The 13,901-nt window shown below is 66.0% G+C and carries 11 protein-coding genes; all 11 read right to left on the bottom strand.

The window, feature by feature from the left end; genetic code table 11:
- Positions 1–91 precede the first annotated feature (91 nt).
- The 11 genes from bamA to BRAD3257_RS18815 all read right to left on the bottom strand — a co-directional run bounded on the left by bamA (position 92) and on the right by BRAD3257_RS18815 (position 13,893).
- A complete protein-coding gene (gene bamA / locus BRAD3257_RS18865) occupies positions 92–2,614 on the bottom strand; it encodes an outer membrane protein assembly factor BamA (RefSeq protein ID WP_122403052.1) in 2,523 nt (840 codons plus the stop codon).
- Between the two features lie 176 nt (positions 2,615–2,790).
- Positions 2,791–3,942, bottom strand: coding sequence for an RIP metalloprotease RseP (gene rseP, locus BRAD3257_RS18860; protein ID WP_122403051.1), 1,152 nt, complete (start codon positions 3,940–3,942; stop codon positions 2,791–2,793).
- A 44-nt stretch (positions 3,943–3,986) separates the two neighbouring features.
- Positions 3,987–5,210, bottom strand: coding sequence for a 1-deoxy-D-xylulose-5-phosphate reductoisomerase (dxr, locus tag BRAD3257_RS18855; protein WP_122403050.1), 1,224 nt, complete (start codon positions 5,208–5,210; stop codon positions 3,987–3,989).
- Positions 5,211–5,214: 4 nt separating this feature from the next.
- Entirely contained in the window at positions 5,215–6,057 is an 843-nt protein-coding gene (locus tag BRAD3257_RS18850; protein ID WP_122403049.1) for a phosphatidate cytidylyltransferase, read from the bottom strand.
- On the bottom strand, positions 6,054–6,812 hold the full coding sequence (locus BRAD3257_RS18845) for an isoprenyl transferase (protein WP_036010029.1): 759 nt from the start codon (positions 6,810–6,812) through the stop codon (positions 6,054–6,056). The genes BRAD3257_RS18850 and BRAD3257_RS18845 overlap by 4 nt, the downstream gene beginning before the upstream one ends.
- 12 nt (positions 6,813–6,824) lie before the next feature.
- Positions 6,825–7,388 (bottom strand): ribosome recycling factor, encoded by a 564-nt coding sequence (frr, locus tag BRAD3257_RS18840; RefSeq protein WP_122403048.1) that lies wholly within the window; start codon positions 7,386–7,388, stop codon positions 6,825–6,827.
- 67 nt (positions 7,389–7,455) lie between these two features.
- Entirely contained in the window at positions 7,456–8,172 is a 717-nt protein-coding gene (pyrH, locus tag BRAD3257_RS18835) for a UMP kinase (protein WP_122403047.1), read from the bottom strand.
- 61 nt (positions 8,173–8,233) lie between these two features.
- A complete protein-coding gene (gene tsf / locus BRAD3257_RS18830; protein ID WP_122403046.1) occupies positions 8,234–9,157 on the bottom strand; it encodes a translation elongation factor Ts in 924 nt (307 codons plus the stop codon).
- 133 nt (positions 9,158–9,290) lie between these two features.
- Positions 9,291–10,286: a 30S ribosomal protein S2 gene (locus BRAD3257_RS18825; RefSeq protein ID WP_122403045.1), complete on the bottom strand. Its 996-nt coding sequence runs from the start codon at positions 10,284–10,286 to the stop codon at positions 9,291–9,293.
- 210 nt (positions 10,287–10,496) lie between these two features.
- The gene (locus BRAD3257_RS18820) at positions 10,497–12,983 is read right to left on the bottom strand and encodes a caspase family protein (RefSeq protein WP_122403044.1); all 2,487 of its coding nucleotides are present in this window, start codon (positions 12,981–12,983) and stop codon (positions 10,497–10,499) included.
- Between the two features lie 166 nt (positions 12,984–13,149).
- Positions 13,150–13,893: a carbonic anhydrase gene (locus tag BRAD3257_RS18815; protein ID WP_122403043.1), complete on the bottom strand. Its 744-nt coding sequence runs from the start codon at positions 13,891–13,893 to the stop codon at positions 13,150–13,152.
- Positions 13,894–13,901: the final 8 nt, after the last annotated feature.

Raw genomic sequence — 13,901 nt, 5'->3', positions numbered from 1 at the left:
GGTCAGGCCGCATCATGCCTCATGTCTTGGATTGGCACGATCCCTTTCGGAAACCGGCTCCGGTGATCCGGATCGTGCCGTGCTGATCGAACTAGAACGTGGTGCCGCCGCCGAACCGGAACTCTTGCACGCGGTCGTATTTCCCCTTGGTGATCGGCACGGCGTAGTCGAAGCGCAGCGGACCGAACGGGGACTGCCAGATCAGGCCGACACCCACCGACGAGCGAACCACCTTGCTGTCGTCATAGACGAGGCCGGTACAGGTCCCCGCGCTCGACGGATTGACGGTCGACGGGATACAGCCCGGCACATTGACCTCGTTGGTCGCCGTCCAGCTCGTCGGTCCCTTGTAGTCGTAGAGGCCGCCGGCGTCGGCATAGACCGCGCCCTTCAGACCCACTTCCTTCGGCAGGAACCAGAACGGCATCTGCAGTTCGAGCGAAGCGCCCCAGTATTTGGTGCCGCCAAGCGCGTCCTGCGTACCGAACGGGTTCAGGTCGCGCGGGCCGATGCCGTTCGGGGCAAAGCCGCGGACGAGGTTCGGGCCCATCTGGAAGTGGTCGAGCATGCGCAGATCGCTGCCGATCTTGTTCAGCATGCCGCTCTGCAGGCGGACGAGACCGACGATATCGGACACCAGCGGAGTGTAGTACTTCGCGTCGATGACCGACTTCAGGTAGGAGACGTCGCCGCCGACGCCGGCGAAATCCTGCCGGAAGTCGATGAGCAGACCGTCGGTCGGGTTCTTGTTGTTGTCCAGCGTGTTGTAGGTCAGCGTGTAGCCGAGCGCCGAGGTCAGCGCCTTGCCGGCGGCAAGCTCCTTGCGCACCGGCAGCGAGGCTTCGCCGTCGCTGTAGCAGCCGAGGCCATTGGTCGAGGCCAGGCTGATACCGTTGGCATTGGCAAACGCAGGGCTCGGGTTGAACGCAGCCGAACCGACTACGTTGTTACAGTTCGCCAGGTAGAACGGCAGCGTGATTTCCTGCTGGTAGATCGAATAGCGCACCTGGAGCGCCAGATCTTCACGCAAGGAGAAACCGAGGCGCGGCGAGAAGCCGAGCGTCTTGGTGCCGTAGGAGATGTAGCTGTTGGACAGCTGCTGGCGCTGATAGAGGTCGAGGCCGAGCGCGACGCGGTAGTCGAGCAGATACGGTTCGACGAAGGACAGCGAGTAGCCGCGGGCGTACTGGCCATAGGTCACCGACGCCTTGGCGAACAGGCCGCGGCCGAGCAGATTGCGCTCGGAGACCGAGACTTCGGCCAGCGCGCCGTCGGTGGTGGAGTAACCGCCCGAGATCGAGAAGTCGCCGGTCGATTTCTCTTCCATGTCGACGATCAGGATGACGCGGTCGCTCGACGAGCCCGGCTCGGTCGTGATCTTCACGCTCTTGAAATAGTCGAGGTTCTTCAGGCGCCGCTCGGCACGGTCGACCAGCGCGCGGTTGTAGGCGTCACCTTCCGAGATGTCGAACTCGCGGCGGATCACGTAGTCGCGTGTGCGGGTGTTGCCGCGCAGGTTGATGCGCTCAATATAGGTACGCGGGCCCTCGTCGATGTTGAAAACGACGGACACCGTGTGCGCTTCGAAGTTGCGGTCGCCGCCGGGCCGGACCACGGCGAAGGCGTAGCCGCGGCGCGACGCCTCGATCTGCATCTCCTCGACCGACTTCTCGACCGATTCGACGTTGTAGAGCGAGCCGACATTGACGCGCGAATAGGCGCGCATCGAGGAGGGATCGAAGTTCGGGATGCTGGAGCGGAAGTCGACTGCGCCGACGCGGTATTGCGCGCCTTCCTCGATCTTGAAGGTGACGTTGAAGCCCTTCTTCTCCGGATCGTATTCGGTAAGCGCGGCTACCACCTGGACGTCGGCGAAACCGTTCTTGAGGTAGAAGCGGCGGATCAGGTCGCGGTCGGCCTCGACACGATCGGGGTCATAGATGTCGCCACTGGCAAGGAAGCTCAAAAGATTCGATTCGCGCGTCTTGATGACGTCGCGCAGACGGTAAGACGAGAAGGCGTTGTTGCCGACGAACTCGATCGACTTGACGCCGGTCTTGGCGCCCTCCTCGATCGTGAAGATCAGGTCGACGCGGTTGTTCGGCTGCTCGATGATCTCGGGCGTGACGCGCACGTCATAGCGGCCGGAGCGGCGATAAATTTCGGCGATTCGCAGCGTGTCGGACTGCACCATGGCGCGGGAGAAGGTGCCGCGCGCCTTGGACTGGACCTCAGCGGTGAGCTGCTCGTCCTTGATCTTCTTATTGCCTTCGAAGGCGATGCGGCCGATCACCGGGTTTTCCACCACGGAGACGATGAGCTGGCCGCCGGAACCGCGGTTGATCCTGACGTCCTGGAACAGGCCGGTCTCGATCAACGCCTTGAGGCCGTCGTCGATGGCGGCTTGATCCAGCCGGCCGCCCGGACCGGGCTTGAAATAGGAGCGGATCGTCTCCACCTCGACCCGGCGATTTCCCTCGACGGTAATCGACTGAACGGTCTGAGCGAGCGCAGACGAAGACACCAAAACAGCCCCAACCGGGGCAACCACCGGCGCGCCGAACAAGATCAGGGTTGCGAGCAAGCCCCCCCGGAGTCGCAGTCCAAACTTCATTGCGCAACGCGCCCTTATCATTCCGAGCCAGACCCAACCCCAACGCCGGTCCGGAGATTCCCCAACTTCAGGCCGCTTGTAGCCAATTTCGCCGACGCCGCAAACGGCCGAAAGCGCCGCAATTTCAATTTCATTCCAAGACGTTGCTCAACAGCAACGCCACAAAAAAGCCTCTATCAGGATGCGGCCATCCGCAGGATGTCGTTGTAGGTCGCAAATACCATCAGCATCAGCACCAAGCCGAGCCCGATTCGGAACCCCATTTCCTGAGTCCGCTCGGACAAGGGCCGCCCCCGGACCACTTCGGCCGCGTAGAACATAAGGTGGCCGCCATCGAGCAGCGGGATCGGGAACAGGTTCAACAGGCCGATCGACACCGACAGCACCGCACAGAGATTGATCACGAACTGGAACCCGGCGCTGGCCGCCTGCCCCGACATTTTCGCGATGCCCAGGACGCCGCTGACCTCGTTCGGATTGCCTTGTCCGACGAACAGCGACCCCAGGAACTTGAAGGTGCTGGTAATGATGAACCAGACCTGCTCGCCGCCGATCTTGAGCGCTTCACCGACGCCGACCGGTGCGGTCGAGGCCTCCCCGGCCTGCGATTTGTGCTCGACGCCGAGCACGCCGAGACGGTGGCTGTTGCCGAACGGATCCTTGCGCTCGAGCAGCGCCGGGGTCGCGGTCAGCGAGACGATGGCGCCGTCCCGCTTCACCTGGAATCTAAGCGCCGAACCGGCGTTCATCGCAACGATTCGCTGCATGTCGGCAAAGCTCTCGATCGGCTTGCCGTCGATCTGGACGACGACGTCACCGACCTTGAAGCCGGCCGCTGCTGCCGCCCCCTCGGCAACGACGCCGTCGACACGCGCGATCGTGCTCGGCTTGCCGTAATAGAGCGCCATGCCGGCGAAGATCAGCGCACCCAGGATGAAATTGGCGATCGGTCCTGCCGCGACGATGGCCGCACGCGGGCCGACCTTCTTGTGGTGGAAGCTGCCGGCGCGCTCCTCAGCCGTCATGGCCGCGAGCGTCTCGGCCGACGGGGTCGAGGCCTCGCTCTCGTCGCCGAAGAACTTGACGTAGCCGCCGAGCGGGATGGCCGAGATCTTCCAGCGGGTGCCATGGCGGTCGTTGAAACCAACCAGCTCAGGGCCGAACCCGAGCGAAAAGGTCAATACGCGCACGCCTGCCCAGCGCGCGACCAGGAAATGGCCGAGCTCGTGAAAGAACACGACGATGGTCAGGACGAACAGGAAGGGAACCGCGTAGCCGAGGAGCCCATGGCTCAACGTATTGAAACTATGGACGAAAAAGTCGATCATCGAATTCCCTCACCCAGCGCCTTAAGGCCCTGGTCGCGAACCAACTAGGATGCCTTTAAGGCAATTTGAGGCAATAGGGCGGCAGCCCTATTTCGAGCAACATGGTCAACGGAGATTGCATCGTCGGCGGACGTCAGGGGCGCCTGATTCCCGCCCTTGATCCAATCGTCAAGGGTCGCCTCGACCAGCCGGGCAATCGCACCGAACCGGATCTTGCCGGCGATGAAGGCGGCGACCGCGACCTCGTTGGCGGCGTTGTAAACCGTGGTCGCCCCCTTCCCGGTTCGGAGCGAATCGTAAGCCAGCCGTAGTCCGGGGAACCGCTCGAAGTCCGGCGCTTCGAAAGTCAGCTGACCGATCTTGGCAAGGTCGAGCTTGGCCGCCGGCCCCTTGATGCGATCAGGCCAGCCGAGGCAATGCGCGATCGGCGTGCGCATGTCGGGCGCGCCGAGCTGGGCGACCACCGAGCAGTCGGAAAACTCGACCATGCCGTGGATGATCGACTGCGGATGAACGAGAACGTCGATCTCGTCCGGCGAGAGCGCAAACAGATAGGATGCCTCGATCACCTCGAGGCCCTTGTTCATCATCGAGGCGGAATCGATCGTTATCTTCTGGCCCATGCTCCAGTTCGGATGCTTCAGGGCCTGATCGAGCGTCGCCTGCTCGATGTCGGCAGGCTTCCAGGTCCGGAACGGGCCGCCGGAGGCCGTGATGATGACACGGACGAGCTCGTCACGGTTACCTGAGCTCAGCGCCTGGAACAGCGCGTTGTGCTCGGAATCGGCGGGCAGGATGCAGGCACCCGCTTTCGCCGCGCGCTGCATGAAGAAATCGCCGGCGCAAACGAGGCATTCCTTGTTGGCGAGCGCGACATGGGCGCCGCGGTCGACCGCCGCCAGCGCCGGCTTCAGTCCGGCAGCGCCGCTCACGGCCGCCATCACCCAATCGGCCGGACGCGCGCCGGCCTCGATCACCGCGCTTTCGCCGGCGCCGCATTCGGTGCCGGTGCCGGCCAGTGCGGCCTTGAGCTCGGCGAGCTTGGAGGTGTCGGCGATCGCCACAAAGCGCGCGGAGAATTCCCTGGCGAGCTTGGCCAGCGCTGCGACATTGCCGTTCGCCGTCAGCGCTTCGACGCGGTAGCGCTCGGGCGAGGCGCGCAACAGATCCATCGTGCTGTCGCCAATCGAGCCGGTGGCGCCGAGGACCGTGACGCTGCGGACGTCGGACGCAGCAAGCCTGTTGTTACGCAATGGGACCGCGCTCATATCCTCACCAAACCATAAGACCGCTTCCGGCGCTATGCACACCATGGCGGACGAAGCCGATAATCCATGCCGCCAGGATGGCGGCGACAAAACCGTCCAGACGGTCCAGAAGCCCGCCATGACCGGGAATTAAGTGACTGGAATCCTTGACCCCGAAGCGCCGCTTCACGGCGGATTCGAAGAGATCGCCGAGCTGCGAAACCACCGACAGGACGGCGCTGACGAGCAGCAGTGGAACCGCCTTTCCGATCCCGCAGGCGGCAAATCCGGCCGCAACCACAAGGCTCGCCGCAAAGCCGCCGAGCGCTCCGGCCCAGGTCTTTTTCGGACTGACGCGCGGCCACAGCTTCGGCCCGCCGATGCTGCGGCCGGCGAAATAGCCGCCAATATCGGTCGCCCACACCACGAGCAGCACGAACATCAGTGCGGAGAAGCCGTTGACGAGATCCTTCCGCACCAGGATCGAGGCCAGCAGCGCCGCCGATGCATAGGCAAATCCAGTCGCCGCCCAGACGAACTTGCCTCGCGCAATCAGCATCACGATCGCACCGCCGATGCAGCCCGTGATGATGGCGGTCTTCAGCGCACCGAAGGTCACGCAGAATCCCATGGTGGCGATGACGATGGTCCCCGCCCCCGTCAGCGCAACCGAGCTCGCGCCCACCACCGTCAGCCATTCCGCGAACAGCCCGATCGACACCAGGGTGACGAGCAGCGCCCAAAGCCAGCCGCCGGCGTAGGCGAGCGCAACGGCAAGCGGCGCCAGCACCAGTGCTGCGAGGACTCGCAGCACGAGATTGCTCGGGGCGGGCTGAGAGCCCGCCGGTGCGGCGTCGGGTTCGCTCACGAGGCGGTCTTTGCGACCAAGCCGCCGAAACGGCGCTCGCGCCTGGCAAATTCGGCGATCGCGCTCTCGAGTGCCGCCTTGTCGAAGTCGGGCCAGTGGATCGGCACGAACACGAGCTCGCTATAGGCGGCCTGCCACATCAGGAAATTGGACAGGCGCTGCTCGCCGCTGGTGCGGATGATGAGATCGGGGTCGGGAATGTCGGGCGCGTCGAGATGCGCCCCCAGTGTCTCGGCGTCGATCGTGGCAGGATCCCGTCTGCCTTCCGCGACCTCGCGGGCGAGCTTCTGCGCCGCTTTCGCGATCTCCTGCCGCGAGCCGTAGTTGAAGGCGACGACGAGCGTCAGGCGCGTGTTGTCGCGCGTCAGCTCCTCGGCCTCGTTGAGCAGCGCGCAGATATCGCTTTCGAGCCCCTCGCGCTCGCCGATGATGCGAACCTTGACGCCGTCGCGATGCAGGCTCGCCAGATCGTTGCGGATGAAGCGCCGCAGCAGACCGAACAGATCGCCTATCTCGCTCGCCGGGCGCGACCAGTTCTCCGAAGAGAACGAGAAGATGGTGAGATAGCGAATGCCGAGTTCGTGCGAGGCGCGCACCACGCGGCGCAGCGCGTCCACACCGCGGCGATGCCCTTCCGCACGGGGCAAGCCGCGCGCGGCCGCCCAGCGCCCGTTGCCATCCATGATGATGGCGACATGCGCAGGCGCTTCGGACCTATCGGGTCCTTCCGTTGCGGGCGCGGCGGCGTTGGACATGAAGGCGATGCCTTAAACGGTGAGGATTTCTTTTTCCTTGGCGGCCAGCAACTGGTCGATCTCGGAAATGGTGCCGTCGGTCGCCTTCTGCACCTCGTCGGCGTGACGCTTCTGATCGTCCTCCGACATCTCGTGATTCTTCTCGAGCTTCTTGAGCACGTCGAGACCGTCGCGGCGGACATGGCGCGCGGCGACCTTGGCGGCTTCGGCATATTTGTGCGCGACCTTCACCAGCTCCTTGCGCCGCTCCTCGTTGAGCTCGGGAATGCGCAGGCGCAGCACCTGCCCCTCGGTCGCCGGCGACAGGCCGAGATTGGAATCGACGATCGCCTTCTCCACTGCCTTGACCATCGACTTGTCCCAGACCTGCACCGAGATCAGCCGGGGCTCCGGCACACTGACCGTGGCGAGCTGATTGAGTGGCATGTGACTGCCATAAGCCTCGACCTGCACCGGATCGAGCATCGAGGCGGAGGCGCGGCCGGTGCGCAGGCCGCCGAGCTCGTGCTTGAGGGACTGGACGGCGCCTTGCATGCGGCGCTTCACTTCGTTGAGGTCGAAATTACCCGTGGCCATCACGTTTCTCCTTCAAAATCCCGGCGACCGCTCCGCGCCCTTCCCTCGGGGGGCGCCAGACGAGCCGTCAGCCGGCGACGATGGTTCCGTGGCCGACGCCACGCAGAATCGCGCCGATCGAGCCCGGCTCCGCGATCGAGAATACGATGATAGGCAGCGATGTCTCGCGGGCAAGCGCGAAGGCGGTCGCATCCATCACCTTGTAACCACCCGCGATCGCCTGCGAATGCGTCAGGCGGTCGAACCGCGTCGCGGCCGGATCCTTCTTCGGGTCGGCCGAGTAGACCCCGTCGACATTGGTCGCCTTCAGAACCGCCTGTGCGCCGATCTCGGCGGCCCGCAGCACCGCGGTCGTGTCGGTGGTGAAGAACGGATTGCCCGTCCCGCCGCCAAGCAGCACGATCCGGCCTTCGGCGAGGTATTTGTGTGCCGCAGTGCGGGTGAACAGCTCGGAAATCTCGGGCATGACGAAGGCCGACAGCGTCCGTGCCGGCGTGCCCTTGCGCTCGATCGCCGCTTCCAGCGCGAGGCAGTTCATGATGGTGGCGAGCATGCCCATGGTGTCGCCGGTCGTGCGCGACACCCCGCGGGAGGAGACCTCGACGCCACGGACCATGTTGCCGCCGCCGATCACGACCGCAACCTCGGTCCCGAGATTACGGGCCGCGATCAGATCGTCCGCAACCCGGTCGACTGTCGGCTGATCGATGCCAAAGCCTTGCTGCCCCGCGAGATATTCGCCGGACAGCTTGATCACGACGCGACGATAGACCGGATCAGTCATGAGCACTTTCCTTCTCCGGGCGCCGCTTCCGGCGGCACGCCGGAAGGAGGTGTTCCGGCGCTTACTTCTTGCCGCTGGCAGCGGCGACCTCGGCCGCGAAGTCGCTTTCCTGCTTCTCGATTCCCTCGCCGAGAGCATAGCGCACAAAGCCGGCGATCTTCACAGGCCCGCCGACTTTGCCTTCAGCCTCCTTCACCGCCTGCGCCACCGACTTGCCGGTGTCGTGGATGAAGGCCTGCTCGAGCAGGCAGACTTCCTTGTAGTAGGTCTTGAGGCCGGACTCGACGATCTTCTCGATCACGTTCTCGGGCTTGCCCTGCTGACGGTATTTGTCGGCGAGCACGTCCTTCTCGCGCTTGACCACGGCCGGATCGAGGCCCGACGGATCGAGCGCCAGCGGGTTGGCCGCCGCGACATGCATCGCGATCTGACGGCCGAGCGCGGCGAGCTCCTCGGCCTTGCCCGGCGATTCCAGCGCCACGATCACGCCCATCTTGCCGGCGCCTTCGACGACGGCCCCGTGGACGTAGTGAGAAACCACGCCCTGGCTCACCTCGAGCTGGGCGGCGCGGCGCAGCGTCATGTTCTCGCCGATGGTGGCGATCGCATCATTGATCGCGGTTTCGATCGTGACGTCGCCGACCTTGGCGGCCTTGATCTTCTCGACATCGGCACCGACGTCGAACGCGACCTGGGCGATCATCTTGACCAGGCCCTGGAACTGGCCGTTGCGCGCGACGAAGTCGGTCTCGGAGTTGACCTCGACCACGACGCCCTTGGTGCCCTTGGTGAGTGCGCCGATCAGGCCCTCGGCCGCGACGCGGCCGGACTTCTTGGCGGCCTTGGACAGACCTTTCTTGCGCAGCCAGTCCTGCGCCGCTTCCATGTCGCCGTTGGTCTCCGTGAGCGCGGCTTTGCAGTCCATCATGCCTGCGCCGGTCGACTCGCGCAGGTCCTTGACCATCGCAGCTGTGATCGTTGCCATCGTTGAAAATCCTTTGTGCCTGGCGGTTTGCCGCAGCGCGGCATCGAAGCGCCCCGCCGCGGTCCATCTCAGGGATTCGCGTCAACTGAAATGGTGGCCGGATCCTATCCGGCCAACCCATCGCTCTTTTTGACTATTCCGCTTCCGCGGTCAGCGCCTTGGCCTTGGCCACCCAGGCATCCGCACGGCTCGGCAGACCGACTTCTTCGCCGATCGTGAGCGCGGTGTCGTGGTCGAGCTCGGCGAGCTGCCAGTAGTGGAAGATGCCGAGATCGTTGAACTTCTTCTCGATCGCACCCGACACGCCCGGGAGCTTCTTGAGGTCGTCGGCGGTGCCACGCGGACCCGCAAGGCCCTGGAAGCCGCTCGACGAGGGCGCCGGAAGCTCTTCGGCGACCGGCTCAGCCGAAGCGCCGACGTCGATGCCCGAATCACCCTGGGCGCGCGAGATGCCGTCGATCGCCGCACGCGCAACGAGATCGCAGTACAGCGAAATGGCGCGGCCGGCGTCGTCATTGCCGGGGACCACATAGGTGATGCCCTTGGGGTCCGAATTGGTGTCGACGATCGCGGCGACCGGGATGTTGAGCCGCTGGGCTTCCTGGATCGCGATGTCTTCCTTGTTGGTGTCGATCACGAAGATCAGGTCGGGCAGACCGCCCATGTCCTTGATGCCGCCGAGCGAGCGGTCGAGCTTGTCGCGCTCGCGCTGCAGCGTCAGGCGCTCCTTCTTCGTGTAGGAATTGGCTTCTCCGCTCGAGAGCACGTCGTCGAGGTGACGCAGGCGCTTGATCGAGGCCGAGATCGTCTTCCAGTTGGTCAGCGTGCCGCCGAGCCAGCGCGAATTGACGAAATACTGCGCGCAGCGCTTGGCCGCGTCCGCAACACCGTCCTGCGCCTGGCGCTTGGTGCCGACGAACAGGATGCGGCCGCCCTTGGCCACCGTGTCGCTGACGGCCTGGAGAGCCTGGTGCAGCATCGGCACGGTCTGAGCGAGGTCGACGATGTGGATGTTGTTGCGGGTGCCGAAAATGAACGGAGCCATTTTCGGATTCCAGCGGTGGGCCTGGTGGCCGAAGTGCACGCCAGCTTCGAGCAGCTGACGCATGGTGAAGTCGGGTAGCGCCATCGTTCTAATTCTCCGGTTGGTTCCTCCGGAAACGTGTGAGCAAAACGGAGCGTTCTCGCCCCGGCTGCCACCGGACGGCCTTGTGAGCCATGTTTCCGTGTGAGATGGCGCGCTATATAGCGCCATTTCGGCCAGAAGCAAGGAAATAAGGGCCTTTCGGGGGCGGGTCTCGCCCGCCGAACGCCTGGTCCGTCAACCGCGCGCCGTATCCTAGCATTTCGGCTGGTTCGGCGGGCACTTCTTTGCCGCCGGCGGCGGGGCCGCTGGCCGCGGCGGTGGGGCTGCCGGACGCGGCGGCGGCGGTGCCACAGCCATCCGGGGCGGCGGCGGAGGCGCCGGCCGGGCTGCCGGTGGCGGAGGCGCGGGCCGCGCCATTGGTGGAGGCGCCGGGCGGGCCACCGGCGGGGGCGCAGGCCGTGCGACCGCCACCGGCGGAGCGTTCCGCGTCGGCGGAGGCGATGCGACACGCGGCGGAGGCGGCGGCGCCGCGCGCAGCGCTGCTGCCGGCGGCGGAGGCGTTGGTCGTGCCACGGCCTGCGGCCGCGGCGGTGCAGCAGGCCGGGCGGCCTGCGCCGGAGCAGGCGGTGGCTGATTCGGCGACCTGATCTGCTCGCGCGCGGCCGAAGGCGACGGCGCGCCCGGCCGACCGGCGGCGGCCGAGGACGGGTTGGTCGCCGGCGGCAAGCCGGCCGGCTCGCGCGTCGCGGACTTGGCGCGCTCGGCAGGACCGGTCCCGGGCGGGGTCTGTGCCACTGGCGGCTTCGGCGGCTGGCCGGGCGCAGCGGTCGCGGGAGCGGCCGCCGTTGGCGCACCAGGATGCCCCGGTAGCGTCGTGGCGGGCGCCGCGGCCGTTGGCGCCCCCGGATGCGTCGGCAGCGTCGTGCCGGGTGCGGTTGCCGTCGGCGGCATGGGCCTGCCGCCGGGCAGAGGTCCTGCCCCGGCCGGAGGTGCTGGCGGACCACCACGCGCGCCGGGAACCGGCAGCGTGTTGGCCTGAGGCAACTTGGTCTGTGGCGCGGGCGATGGCGCCGCAGTGGGCGCGACATTCGCCGGTGTCCCGGGAGGTGTCACGGGCCTCGCGGTCGGCTGGATCGTTGCGCTCGGCGGCAGTGGCGCCTTTCCCTGCTGGATCAAGGCGGCGCGCTGCACGACGGCCTGCGGGACAGCGGGACCTGCCGGCGTGGCACGGCCGGCGACGGCCGGTGCCAGGCTCGTCGGCCCGGCCGCGGCGCCCGCAGGCGGCGCGGGCGGCTGGTTGATCACGGTGTTGATGACCGTGGTGTTGTGGATGTTATTGAAGATGATGTTGTTCGGCGGCGGCGCGACATAGACCGGCGGACTATAGAACGCCGGGATCGGCACGAACACCGGCTGCGGCAGCACGAACAGGCCGACCACGGGCAGCGGCGGCGGCAGCACGACGAAATCGGGCGGCGGCGGCGGACAGAAATAGACCGGCGGCGGCGGCGGCGGCACGAAGTCGAACACGGGATCGCTGAAATACAGCACCGGACGATCGACATAGACCACCTCCTCCGGAGGCGGTGGCGGCACGTCGTAGTCGATCATCGCAAAGGTCGGCGGCGGCTCGGCCGGCGCGGTGAGGATCGCCAGGCGTCGGCGCGCATCGGCCGCATGCGGGCCGCGCGGATAGCGGCGCATATACGACCAATAGGCCTCCGGCGTGTCGGTCCGATAGGTCCGTCGCCATGTGATGGCTTCGCGGCGTGCGGCGACGATCGCCATCACGCGCTTGGCGAGCGGATCGCCGGGATAGGCCACGAGAAACTCCTCATAGGCCGCCAGGGTGTCGCGCTCGAGCGCGGCGGCATAGGCATCCTGCACGCCGAGATCGCGGATCGGCTTGCTCCGGATTGCGGCGACCTGGTCGGGCGCAGCCTCCGGCGGCGGCGCATCGGGTCCGCGCTCGAAGAAAGAGAATTGCGCCGATATTTTCTGCTCATTCCAGGGCACCTGCGCGCCCTTGGAGGCCTCGTTGACGCGCAGGCGAACGCGGTCGAACACCTCGGGCAGCGGCAGGCCGCCGGTGCGGATCATCTCGGCGAGCGACTGTGCATAGATTCCGTACGGCCCCTTCTCCTCCGGCGCCACCGTGCCGGGCGCGGCGTTGAAGGCGATCAGCATGTTCGCCTCGGGCTCGACCAGCGCCAGACCGCTCGCGATCGGCTGACCGCCTTCGATAAAGGGCTGCGCGCGGGCCGCGTCGAGCACCACGATATTGGCCTTGAGCGGAATGGACGCGAGCTGGCGCGCATAGTCACTGATGCGCATGGCCTCGGTCGGTATGTCGGTGTCGCGGGTGATGTTGGAATCGACCGGGATGAAATAGTTCTCGCCGGCCAGCTGCACGCCGTAGCCGGCGAGATAGATCATCGCGACGGTGCCCGGTCCCGAAGCCTGGGCCTTCTGAATGAAATCGCGCATGCTCTTGCGCAGCGTGTCGCCGTCGAGATCGCGCGCGCCGACCACATCGAAGCCGGCCGCCTGCAGCGTCTGCGCGATCAGGCCGGCATCATTGGCCGTCGTCGCCAGTGGCGACTTGGCATAGGCGCCGTTGCCGACCACGAGTGCAATGCGCTTTTCCGGCTGCTGCGCGCGCGCCTGATCCGGCGCGGCGGCGGCAAGAGCCACGATCGGCAGCAGAAGGCAGATGAAGGCTCTGAGTGTCCCACGCATGGCTTGCTTGCCCGCTTTTGTTGTTGAGGTGCCACCACGCATGAGGCGCGCAGCCGGCTGAACGGCGGTTGAACGAAAAGCTCGGATTGAGGCGCTGGCGTGGCCGCGCCGCCGCGGGCGTCAGCTCCAGGTCAGCCTCATGTCAGCTCGAAAGGGCGGCCCAGGCTCAGCCCTGGGCAAGCAACTCGACGGTCCCCGTGCTCAGCCGATAGATACCGCCGACCACCTTGAGCTTACCCTGCTCGGCCGCTGCGTTGAGGATCGGAGCAGCCGATCTCAGCTTGGCGACGTTGTCGATGACGTTCTGACGAATGGCGTTGTCGAGCGCGTTCCCGCTTTGCTGGGCCGCGGTCTTCACCGCCGGCGCAATCGCGGCGGCGAGCGTGGGGATGTGCCCCGGCAGCGGCTTGTCGTCCTTCAACGCCTTGATGGTCGCATCGACGGCACCGCAACTGTCATGGCCGAGCACCAGGATCAGGGGCGTGCCGAGCACGGCGACGGCGTACTCCATGCTGGCAACGGTCTCATCGCCGGCAAAATTTCCGGCGACGCGGCACACGAACAGGTCTCCGCGTCCACTATCGAAGGCATATTCGGGCGCGATGCGTGAATCGGCGCAGCTCAAAACCGCTGCGTAAGGATTCTGACCGCCGACCAACGCCTCGCGCTCGTGGCTGAAGTCGTGGCGGCGCGACACGCCCGACACGTAGCGCGCATTGCCTTCCATCAGCCGCTTCAGCGCCGCATCGGGCGACAGCACGTTCTGCGGCTTCGGCGGCGCCTTTGCCTCCTTGGCCAAAGCGGCCCCGCCGAACGCCGCCGCTCCGAGCGCCGAAGCAGCAAGGAGCATCATGGAGCGCCGCGAAGGAGCGAGCGATTGCTGTAGATTTTGGGAGCATTTATCGCACATGGCTGTTG

Origin of the sequence: Bradyrhizobium vignae, from assembly GCF_900324035.1 — a bacterium.
In the GTDB taxonomy this organism is placed as follows: Bacteria; Pseudomonadota; Alphaproteobacteria; order Rhizobiales; family Xanthobacteraceae; genus Bradyrhizobium; species Bradyrhizobium vignae.
The sequence above is the reverse complement of the archived record's forward strand: the minus strand, read 5'-3'. Positions and strand labels throughout refer to the sequence as shown.

Excerpts from the sequence above, each read along its gene's own strand:
- rseP (WP_122403051.1), bottom strand. The coding sequence starts at position 3,942 with ATGATCGACTTTTTCGTCCATAGTTTCAATACGTTGAGCCATGGGCTC.
- bamA (WP_122403052.1), bottom strand. The coding sequence starts at position 2,614 with ATGAAGTTTGGACTGCGACTCCGGGGGGGCTTGCTCGCAACCCTGATC.
- tsf (WP_122403046.1), bottom strand. The coding sequence starts at position 9,157 with ATGGCAACGATCACAGCTGCGATGGTCAAGGACCTGCGCGAGTCGACC.
- BRAD3257_RS18815 (WP_122403043.1), bottom strand. The coding sequence starts at position 13,893 with ATGTGCGATAAATGCTCCCAAAATCTACAGCAATCGCTCGCTCCTTCG.
- pyrH (WP_122403047.1), bottom strand. The coding sequence starts at position 8,172 with ATGACTGATCCGGTCTATCGTCGCGTCGTGATCAAGCTGTCCGGCGAA.
- BRAD3257_RS18820 (WP_122403044.1), bottom strand. The coding sequence starts at position 12,983 with ATGCGTGGGACACTCAGAGCCTTCATCTGCCTTCTGCTGCCGATCGTG.
- frr (WP_122403048.1), bottom strand. The coding sequence starts at position 7,388 with ATGGCCACGGGTAATTTCGACCTCAACGAAGTGAAGCGCCGCATGCAA.
- BRAD3257_RS18845 (WP_036010029.1), bottom strand. The coding sequence starts at position 6,812 with ATGTCCAACGCCGCCGCGCCCGCAACGGAAGGACCCGATAGGTCCGAA.
- dxr (WP_122403050.1), bottom strand. The coding sequence starts at position 5,210 with ATGAGCGCGGTCCCATTGCGTAACAACAGGCTTGCTGCGTCCGACGTC.
- BRAD3257_RS18825 (WP_122403045.1), bottom strand. The coding sequence starts at position 10,286 with ATGGCGCTACCCGACTTCACCATGCGTCAGCTGCTCGAAGCTGGCGTG.